Annotated in this window: 9 protein-coding genes and 1 pseudogene; 3 read left to right on the top strand and 7 right to left on the bottom strand. The window is 68.6% G+C overall.

The window, feature by feature from the left end; all coding sequences use genetic code 11:
• Positions 1 to 568 (bottom strand): annotated as a pseudogene (locus ACFQ79_RS31980) (hypothetical protein); the annotation flags it as partial.
• A gap of 237 nt (positions 569 to 805) precedes the next feature.
• On the opposite strand from ACFQ79_RS31980, the gene ACFQ79_RS31975 reads away from it, so the two are divergent.
• On the top strand, positions 806 to 1084 hold the full coding sequence (locus tag ACFQ79_RS31975) for a hypothetical protein (RefSeq protein ID WP_383589948.1): 279 nt from the start codon (positions 806 to 808) through the stop codon (positions 1082 to 1084).
• A gap of 162 nt (positions 1085 to 1246) precedes the next feature.
• On the opposite strand, the gene ACFQ79_RS31970 is transcribed toward ACFQ79_RS31975, so the two are convergent.
• The 3 genes from ACFQ79_RS31970 to ACFQ79_RS31960 form a co-directional block, all read right to left on the bottom strand.
• On the bottom strand, positions 1247 to 2689 hold the full coding sequence (locus ACFQ79_RS31970; RefSeq protein WP_383589946.1) for an ISL3 family transposase: 1443 nt from the start codon (positions 2687 to 2689) through the stop codon (positions 1247 to 1249).
• A gap of 361 nt (positions 2690 to 3050) precedes the next feature.
• A complete protein-coding gene (locus ACFQ79_RS31965; RefSeq protein ID WP_383589944.1) occupies positions 3051 to 3824 on the bottom strand; it encodes a glycosyltransferase family 2 protein in 774 nt (257 codons plus the stop codon).
• Between the two features lie 718 nt (positions 3825 to 4542).
• Positions 4543 to 4878: a hypothetical protein gene (locus ACFQ79_RS31960; RefSeq protein WP_383589942.1), complete on the bottom strand. Its 336-nt coding sequence runs from the start codon at positions 4876 to 4878 to the stop codon at positions 4543 to 4545.
• Positions 4879 to 5340: 462 nt separating this feature from the next.
• Between ACFQ79_RS31960 and ACFQ79_RS31955 the strand changes: the two genes are divergently transcribed.
• Both ACFQ79_RS31955 and ACFQ79_RS31950 read left to right on the top strand, forming a co-directional pair.
• Positions 5341 to 6399: a phosphotransferase family protein gene (locus ACFQ79_RS31955; RefSeq protein ID WP_383589940.1), complete on the top strand. Its 1059-nt coding sequence runs from the start codon at positions 5341 to 5343 to the stop codon at positions 6397 to 6399.
• Between the two features lie 33 nt (positions 6400 to 6432).
• Positions 6433 to 6726 (top strand): hypothetical protein, encoded by a 294-nt coding sequence (locus ACFQ79_RS31950; RefSeq protein WP_383589939.1) that lies wholly within the window; start codon positions 6433 to 6435, stop codon positions 6724 to 6726.
• 23 nt (positions 6727 to 6749) lie between these two features.
• On the opposite strand, the gene ACFQ79_RS31945 is transcribed toward ACFQ79_RS31950, so the two are convergent.
• From ACFQ79_RS31945 to ACFQ79_RS31935, 3 genes are all read right to left on the bottom strand, one after another.
• Entirely contained in the window at positions 6750 to 6971 is a 222-nt protein-coding gene (locus ACFQ79_RS31945; RefSeq protein ID WP_383589938.1) for a hypothetical protein, read from the bottom strand.
• A gap of 301 nt (positions 6972 to 7272) precedes the next feature.
• Positions 7273 to 7719: an SUKH-3 domain-containing protein gene (locus ACFQ79_RS31940; protein WP_383589936.1), complete on the bottom strand. Its 447-nt coding sequence runs from the start codon at positions 7717 to 7719 to the stop codon at positions 7273 to 7275.
• Positions 7720 to 7939: 220 nt separating this feature from the next.
• Positions 7940 to 8784 (bottom strand): IS5 family transposase gene (locus tag ACFQ79_RS31935; protein ID WP_383589934.1). Its coding sequence is split into 2 segments (ribosomal slippage): positions 7940 to 8454 and positions 8454 to 8784, totalling 846 coding nucleotides; the frame shifts between segments, so codons are not numbered across the junction.
• Positions 8785 to 8840 lie beyond the last annotated feature (56 nt).

The raw sequence follows: 8840 nt of genomic DNA, 5'->3' as shown, positions 1-8840 counted from the left end.
TGGTCCCCTGGTTCGGAGCCATACCGCGCCGGCCCCGGGGGGGGCGGTGCCGTGTAAGACTAACCCGCGTTGGTGTTGGGGGGCTATCACCCGCCGGGTACTGCTTCGGGGGTTTCACCCCCCGCTCGACGGTGTTGCGCTTCTTGTAGCGGTCTTCATCGAAGCCGGGCGGCCGTCCACCGCGGGTGCCCTTGCGCAGGCGGGCTGCCTGGCTGTCGGTCTTCTCCGGGATGGTGTGGCGGATTCCCCGCCGTCGCAGGTACTCGCGGACGGTGGTGGAGTCGACCGAGATGTCCAAGTCGCCCGAGATCATAGCTCTCACGGCTTCCTCGAAGCCGTGAGAGAGCCGCTGAACTCCGGCGTCGCCACCGAGCGCGATGGCACCGTTCTCTGCGAGAGGAATCATCTCCTCGGTCGAGAGGGCGATGCCCACCGGCAGGGCGGACCTGCCGAGGCGCTTTTCGAAGTACCGCACGTTCGGCGCGAACGCCTCTGCGGCCTCCCTGACTGAGATCCTCAGCGAGGACTCGTCCCCGGTGGTATGCGACGGCCGGAAGACGGTCGTCACGCCTTACTTCCCGGGGAACGCCACGAGCTCGTCGGTGACGTCGGAACCCGCCTCCTGGTAGACCAGGCGGGCCGCCTCGACGTCCACGAGACCGCATTCGACACGCGAGGCACCGCTGAATGGCTTTGTTCGCGAGAACCGGCTCTGGTCCACTTTCCGTGGAGGCTCACAGATGGTGATGTCAGTGGCGTGTGGTGGGATGGCCGAACTCTGCCGTTGATCTGCTGGGAGACCGCCGTGACGTCTTCGTATCCGTCCCTGACTCGTGCCTTGGCCGAGGCTTTGGTCGATGTCCTGTGGTTCATCGACGGCAGCGAAGACGAGCAGATGGATCAGGACGACGCGGTCAAGGTGATGGAGGGCATCGCCCACATGGTCAGAACGCTGCCTAATGATCAGCGGCAGGAACTGATTGAGCTGGTTGGGGAGATGGCAGCCGCCGAGACCGACCCGGCTCGTCACGAGTTCCTGGAAGAGTTCCCAAAAGACTTCGGGCTGATCGACGATGAGTCCTGAGCAGCCTATTCACGAGTAGAGCAGGACGCGCTTGCGTAGGAGTTCGAAGCCGGCGCGGCCGAACATCTGGCGCTTCAGCATCTTGATCCGGTTGACATGGCCTTCGACGACTCCGGAGTTCCACGGCTGCGAGAGTCCGGCAGTGACGGCGTCGAGGTCGCGCTACAGATGCCGGCCGAATCGCTGGAGACTGGGCAGGTCGGCGGCGGTTGCCGCTTCGATCCATGCTGGCAGTTGGTGGCCTTGCAGCTGCGTGAGCATGTGTGCGAAGGAGCGCACATGCTCGGCGAGTGCGTCCAGTTCGGGACAGCTGGCCAGCACGGCCTTGAGCTGGAGCCGGTCGCTCTCGGCCAGGGCATCGGGGTGGGTGAGGATCCAGCGGGTGACGGCGCGGGCGGATGGCGGCCGGGGGCCGACCGGCTGGGGCTTGCCGCGTAGGTTCCGGCTGACGTAGGCGCGGACGTTGCCGTAGCCGTCTGGGTAGCCCTGTGCTTTGATCTCCTCCCAAAGCTTCCAGGCGTTGATGCAGCCTTCCTGCCATCGCTGGTCGAGGTAGGGCTTGTAGGCATCGAGCTTGGTGGGACGGCTTTGCCACTGGCCGGTGAACAGCCGCTCCGGTTCGTTGGCGCGGGAGAATCGGAGAACGGTGTTGAGGCCCATGCCGAGCTGCCGGGCGATGGACCGCTTGCTGTGACCAGCGGCCAGCAGGGCATGGACGGTGGAGTGCTCGGCGCGGGTGCGTTCGGCGAACCGGTGGCCCGTCGGCCACGGCGAGGCCGCGGGCGACTCCGGAGCCTGGGTTGGCTCCTCCGGTGACTCAGGTGCAGGCCGGAGGCAGGCGCGGTGCCGGTAGACGCACTTCTCGGCGGCTTCGCCGAGGTTGTGCCAAAGGTGCCATCGGTCGGCGACCTGGAGGGCTTGAGGGGCGCCGCGGGTGGCGCCCTCGGCGTAGAAGAGGGCGCGGTCCCGGCAGATGATCTCGATTTCGGGCCGTTCGGACAGCCAGGCCGCGAGGGTGTCCGCTTCCCGGTCCGGCAGGAGGTCTACGGGCCGGCGTGTCTCGACGTCGACGAGTACGGTTCCGTAGATCCGGCCCTTGCGCTGAGCGTATTCGTCGACGCCGAGCACGCGGGGCGTGGCGGTGGGCGGATCTGGCAGCGAGGCGATCAGCCTCAACAGGGTGTTCCGGCTGACTCGGACTCCGAAGGCGTCCGACATTCGGGCGCCGGCCCGTCCCGCGAGCGCGAGACCGACCGAGACGAGCGTCGATCGCAGCCGTTCCGTCCGGCGAGCGAATCGACGGGTGAAGCCGGGCACCTGCTCGGCAAACGTCTTGCGCAGGCAGGAGCCCTCCGCGCAGACGAATCGACGCACCCGCAACGACATGACGACGGGCTTGCCCGCTGTGGGTAGATCTCTGGGAAACCGCAGGTAAGAGCCGTGTATTCGACTCGACCAGTACCCGCACCCCGGACAGGCCGCCCGCCTGGCCGTGGACCGGGCCTCCACTCTTACGACAGCGCCAGTCACGTCGACCGACCCCACCGACATGTTCTCCACCGACCCGAACAGCAGTTCTTCCAGCCGCGGCCGCACGTTGTTCACAGCGCAGAACTGTCGACGCCGTCACCTCCGGCAGGTCGATTTTCGGGCGACATCAACCGTCATCGAAGGACGCCCAGCCGTCACGCTGTGTACGCAACCACAAGAAGTGGACCAGATCCGGTTCTCGCGAACAAAGCCAGCTGAACGCCTTTCCGAGAGATTCCTCCCTCGCCCTGCTCTGCTCGTCGCTCATCCGGTGCGCACCTCTCTGACCATGCCGGGCGCACCCCCGTCTCGCAGTAATTGCACTTGGGGATCAGGGAGTCTCAGGGGCTCGGTGCCAGAAGCAGCCGACGAGCCCCGGCGGCGTCCTCAGCGTCCTCGGAGGCTCATGGCCTGCCGCGCACGTGGGTGAGCTTCGTCAGATGCGAGAGTTGCGCAGCGACTGCCACACCGCACCGGTCAGCGCCCGCGTCGCCCGGGGGACCGACAGTCCTTCGTGCTGTCGGTACAGCTCCCAGTTGTACGGGACCAGGGACAGCTTGTTGGAGGACAGCGAACCCGCCTGATGGGCCCTGTACACCGCAAGCGGCTCCGTGAGGCCCCGGGCGTCCGCGCCGTCCCGCATGATCGACAGCCACAGCGCGTAGTCCTGCCGCTTCCGCATCTCCGGCATCAGCCGGGTGCCGAGGGCATTGCGGTCGTACATGGCGGTGAGAGCACCGATGTAGTCCCGCACCAGCATCGCGCGGTAGTCCACGTGTTCCCGCGCGCGGATCACCCGCCCGTTGGGGGTGAAGTCGGTGCTCTCGCCGTCGTAGTCGGCGTCCATCTTGTAGTACGAGGTGAACGTCAAGGGCGCGTCGCCCGCAGCGGCGAACTCGATCTGCCGCTCGGTCTTCTCCGGAAGCCACAGGTCGTCGCTGTCGAGGAAGGCGACGTAGTCCCCCCGGGCCCGCTCGATGGCGAGGTTGCGTGCTCGGCCGGCACCACCCTGGACCGGTGCCGATTCCGGCTTGACGCGCTCGTCCTGCCGGGCGAACTCCATGAGCAGGTCCATGGAGTCATCGGAGGACTTGTCGTCGGTGACCAGCAGCTCCAGGTCGCTGTGGGTCTGCGAGAGCACCGACCGAACCGATGCGCCGAGCGTCGCCGCCGAGTTGTACACGGGCATGACGACGGACACCAAAGGCACAGTGCTTCTCCTTGCTCGGTCAAAGACGACGCCCCATTCAAGCACTGGAATGGTAGTGGGGACTGCCATGCATGGTGTTGTCGCTGGTCAGAGCGACGAGGTACTGCTTCTGCGCGTCGACCTGAGCCCCCACGGCGGAGTGGCGCAGGCGGGCGGGGCCTGGCCCAGCCGGAGATCTGCTGGGCCGGTGGAACGGGTGCTCCAGGTCACATCTGCGCAGGAACGCGTGCCGGCAGTGGTCCACGCCGGCGGAGATGGCACCGTGCCCAGTCGCCCAGTCGCCCAGTCGCCCAGTCGCCCAGTCGCCCAGTCGCCCAGTCGGCCAGTCGGCCGGCCAGACCGGCCCGCTCTGCCGTCGGGCAGACCGGCCTGCTCTGCGCTGGGCCGCTGGGCCGCTGTGCCGCCGGGCAGCTTCGCGGCTGCCGGCAGATCTCGATGCCCTCGGTACCCGGCAGCCCCCGTCGTGACCGAGCCTCGCGTATTGGGCCCGGCCACGGCCGCTACCGTTGGCTTGTGACTCACAGGAACTCGCGGCTGCGCGGAGGGGCCGGGTTCGTCGTCTGGTGGGTCCTGGCGGCACTTGCCCTCTGGCTCGTCGGCCAAGCCACCGGCGACCCCAAGGGCTGGCCGACGTGTGCGGCCCTGGCTGCGGCCGCCGTCGTCACAGGGGAGCTGTCCCATCGCTGGCGCAGACGTCGGCCCACGGGCCCGCGTCCTGTCAGGCCGGCATGGGCCCGACTTCCTGGCCCCAGGCATGCAAGCCACGGGCGGCAACGAATCGGTACGACCTGTCGGCGCTGGTGGCCGGGACGTCGCACGCCAACGGAGTGAGGACCGATCGGTGCCGGACCAGCTCTGGATCATCCAGCAGGGGGACAGCGGCGGCGATGGGCGCCTCTTGGACGCCAAGGTCGGCATCGTGCAGGAAGGCCGACACGGCGCGGAAGAGTGCGGGACGCAGCACCCGAACCCGTACAGACACCGGGCTTCCCTCCAGACGGCGCCCGGACCGTGCCATCGTCGCCTCCGCCTCGTTGCCGACCGCTTCGGCCACGGACGCCAGCCAGTCCAACAGTGCCGCACGCACCTGCTTCTGGCGTCCGCTCGGGTCGGGACGGACAGCTGCCGTCGACGGATCCAGGAGTGCCGCTGCGACAAACAGCGCTGCAGGAACCGTCGCCGAGTAGACCGAGGTCTGGTGATGAATCGCATCCTCGAGATGGCGCAGAGCCGTGGCCTATGTGCCGGGCTCGTCCGCGAGTAGCCCCATCCGCAGGGCAGGAGAGTCGCCGGCCGACCCGTACGGATGCTCACGCGTCGCCCAGTCGGTTGCACTGACGAGGGTCCTCGGGGCGGGCAACGGGCCGTCCACATCAGCGGTCGTCACACGACAACCATGACCGGACGCCCGGTCAGCGCTTCAGCTCCGCTGCTCGAAAGCGACACAGCCCTTGTCAGACGTCGACGGATCTAGGCACTCGCTCGCGCGTACGAAGCGAAGGCTACGCTCGTCGGCATGCCGAACCGTGTTCCGTTCGATGAAACGCTGCTCTCCACCGTGGGCACCCCCGAGCAGGCCGAGCTCCTGGACAGCAGCCCTCGGTCACGGGTGTGGCGGGTCCGGTTGGCAGACCAGCGCCTCGTGATCGTCAAGCAGATCACCGACGCCGGGGACACGGGCGCCGACGCGAGCACGCGCTTCGCGCGGGAGGTAGCCGGGCTGCGCCTGGCGGGGCGGGCCTCCGGACCCGCCGTGGCCCCTGCCGTACTCGCCACGGACCGGCCCTCGCGGGTGATGGTCCTCGAGCACCTGGACGACCTCGGCAAGACCGGCGACTGGATGCCGGGGTACGCCGAGTCGCTCGCCCGGCTGCACGCCCTGACCGGGCCGGCCGACGCGGGCGCACTGCCGGTCTGGTCGGGACCCACGGCCGCCGACGCGGAGTCCTTCCTCGCCCTGGCCCGGGCGCTCGACGTGCCCGTACCGTCCACGGTTCCCCATGAACTCGCCGGCCTTCTGGAGCGGTTGGACCCCACTTCGCACCACGCGCTGCTGCACGGCGACCCCTGCCCCGGCAACGATCTGCGCACCGCCGACGGCGTCCGCTTCGTCGACTTCGAACGGGCCTCGCTCGGCAACGGCCTGATCGAACTCGCCTACTTCCGCATCGGCTTCCCGACCTGCTGGTGCGCCATGTCGGTCACCGCGGCACCGCTCGCGGAGGTCGAGGACGTCTACCGGACCACCTGGCGCGGCCTCACCGGGAAGGACGTGCCGGGCGACCTCGCCGACGCGTGCGCAGCCTGGCTGATCCAGGGCGACGCCCTCGTCGAGCGGGCCCACCGAGGGACGGTCGACCAGCTCGCCCGGGTGCCCGCCGAGGACTTCGAGTGGGGCTACGTCTCCGCCCGTGAGCGGCTTGTCCACCGCCTCGGCGTGGTCGCCGACATGACCCGCGACCACGATCACCTGCACGCCGTCGGCCGCCTCAGCTCCGCCATGGCCGACCGCATGCTCGAACGCTGGTCGACACTGCGTCCGCTGCCCACGCCCGATGCCCGCCCCTGGTACTGAGCAGCATCAGGTGGTTGGTCAATGAGCTGCTTCATGTACGACGTCATGGTCGGGCCGGTCGACGAGCCTGATCCGGAGGCGATGAGGCGAGTCCTCGGCGGTCTGGCGCAGGCCCATGACGAGCACCCCGATGTGTCACTGACCCATGAAGGCGGGTGGTGCATCAGCGCCTTGCGCGGCGGCCTGCTGGTCTGGGAGAACCCGGACGACGACGCGGTGGCCCCGGGTGAGATGCGCGACGCCGACGTCGAGGAGATTCTCCGACTCTTCGAGCTCCTGGCGGCGGGCGACATCGCATCGATCGAGGCGCTTCCTTGGCAGAGGTGAGGGTCTTCCTCGCAGGCCCGCGTTCAGAGGGAGATCGCGGCGACGTGAAGCACCGTGAGGTGGTGCACCTGGACCTTGTCGGTGTGTACGGCGGCGCCGCGCTCCTGCGTGAGCTGGTCGATGCACCGCTCGACGGTGTTGCGGTGCCTGCACGTGAGACGGTCGAAGTCTGGCCTGCCGTACCCGATTCCGGGCACGCGGATGCCGACCACAACGGACTCGAAGTACAGCAGGATGACCGACACACCACCCCACCCCACTCCACCCCGCCCCGCCCGGCGTGCGCTGCGAGCGCCTTTGACGGACGATGAGACCAGAGCCCGCCCGGGAAGCCGTCGCACGTTGCACCGGGCGGGCGCCTCCACTCATTGAGGAGCCAGGGCGCGCAGAGCCGGGCGGCTCCTCCCGCCCTGGCACTCGGCCGGGGCTTCAGCCGTCCTAGACGGAGACGTTCAGCCCTCGTGAGCGCACGACGCGCTCGGCGAGACCGGCAGCGGCTTCTGTTCCCAGAAGGGGACCTCCAACCTCCACAGGCCATTGGCGGGGTCAGGACGGCCGTCCCGCTGGCTCGTACCCGTACTCGATGGCGCGAGGAGCCACGCCGAGCGCCAAGTTCTCCATGGCGCGAGGCATCGGTCCGAAGTCGGCGATCCAGCCCTCGACGAGATAGATCACGCCCACTTCATCGATGCCGAGGAAGAACCGGCCGTGGTCCAGCTCGCCGAGCGGGTAGAGACGGCGCCCGATCGCTTCACCCCACTCCGTGAACCGGTCCTCATCGCCCCAGGCCAGTTCGGGGTCCAGCTCGAACGGCGTGCGCGCACAGCTGATCCCCGGACCGCTGACGTTCACCGTCAGACCCCCGAACTCTTTCAGGAATGCCAACGCGGCGGCGTGCATGTCGAAGCCGAGCGCTGCGAACCTGGTTCGCCAGCGGGCCGTGTCCACCATCCGTCCGGGCGCCCAGCCCGACGCCTCCAACACATCGGCCACCTCCGGCGACAGGTGCTCATCAGGGGACCGACTCCTCGACTGTGGGTGAGCGGTGGAAATCTCAGGGGCTGACGCCGCTGCCCAGTGAGTGACGGGGCGCCCCGAGCAGGCGGCGGTGACCGCTTCGCGGAGAGCGAGCAGGAAACCCCCTTCGGTAGGCATCCGCGATCCGATCCAACGGATCCAACGGATCCGACCGACCTAGGGCGTTTTCTTCGGATCACCTTGCTGACCAGATGAAGATGGCGGCGAGGCGGAGCCCGGCGAGGTAGATGGTGGCGTTCTTGTCGTACCGGGTGGCCAGGCCGCGCCATTGCTTGAGCTTGTTGATGCAGCGTTCGACCGTGTTGCGGCGCTTGTATGCCTCGCGGTCGAAGGCCGGTGGTCTGCCGCCGCGGCTGCCCAGCCGCTTGCGGTTCGCGGCTTGGTCGGCGGGCTGCGGGATCACGGCCCGGATCCCTCGGCGCCGCAGGTGAGTGCGGATCGCGCGGGACGAGTAGGCCTTGTCCGCGAGGACCACGTCTGGCGTCGTTCGTGGTCGGCCGACCGGTCGGGGAACCCGGATCCGGGCCATGACCTGCTCGAACGCCGGCGCGTCGTCGGCCTGGCCTGGCGTGATGACGAAGGTCAGAGGCCGGCAGCGGCTGTCCGCGGCGAGGTGGATCTTGGTGGTCAGTCCGCCACGTGAGCGTCCGAGGGCATGGTCGTCCGGCTCGTCGGCCGGGGCCCCTTTTGGCGGGCTCCGGCGGCGTGTTGGTGGGATCGGACGACGGTGGAGTCGACCGAGACGACCCAGTCGAGGTCGCCTTCGGCGTCGGCCTGGGCGAGCAGAGCTGTCAGGAGGCGTTCCCAGGTCCCGTCGGCCGCCCATTTCCGAAGCCGGTTGTGAACGCCCTTCCACGACCCGAATTCCTCGGGCAGGTCCATCCACGGCGTTCCGGTCCGGTACTTGAACGCGACCGCGTCGATCACCTGCCAGTGATCCCGCCACCGACCGCCACGTCTCGGCGTCCGGTCCGGCAGCAACGGCTCGATCCGCGCCCACTGCGCGTCAGTCAACGACACATATCAACCAACGATCAGATGATCCCGCCGGAAACGGTTCAGCGCTGTTGCATGTC

Source organism: Streptomyces sp. NPDC056480 (assembly GCF_042795405.1).
Taxonomy (GTDB): domain Bacteria; phylum Actinomycetota; class Actinomycetes; order Streptomycetales; family Streptomycetaceae; genus Streptomyces.
This window is presented reverse-complemented; position numbering and strand designations above follow the sequence as displayed.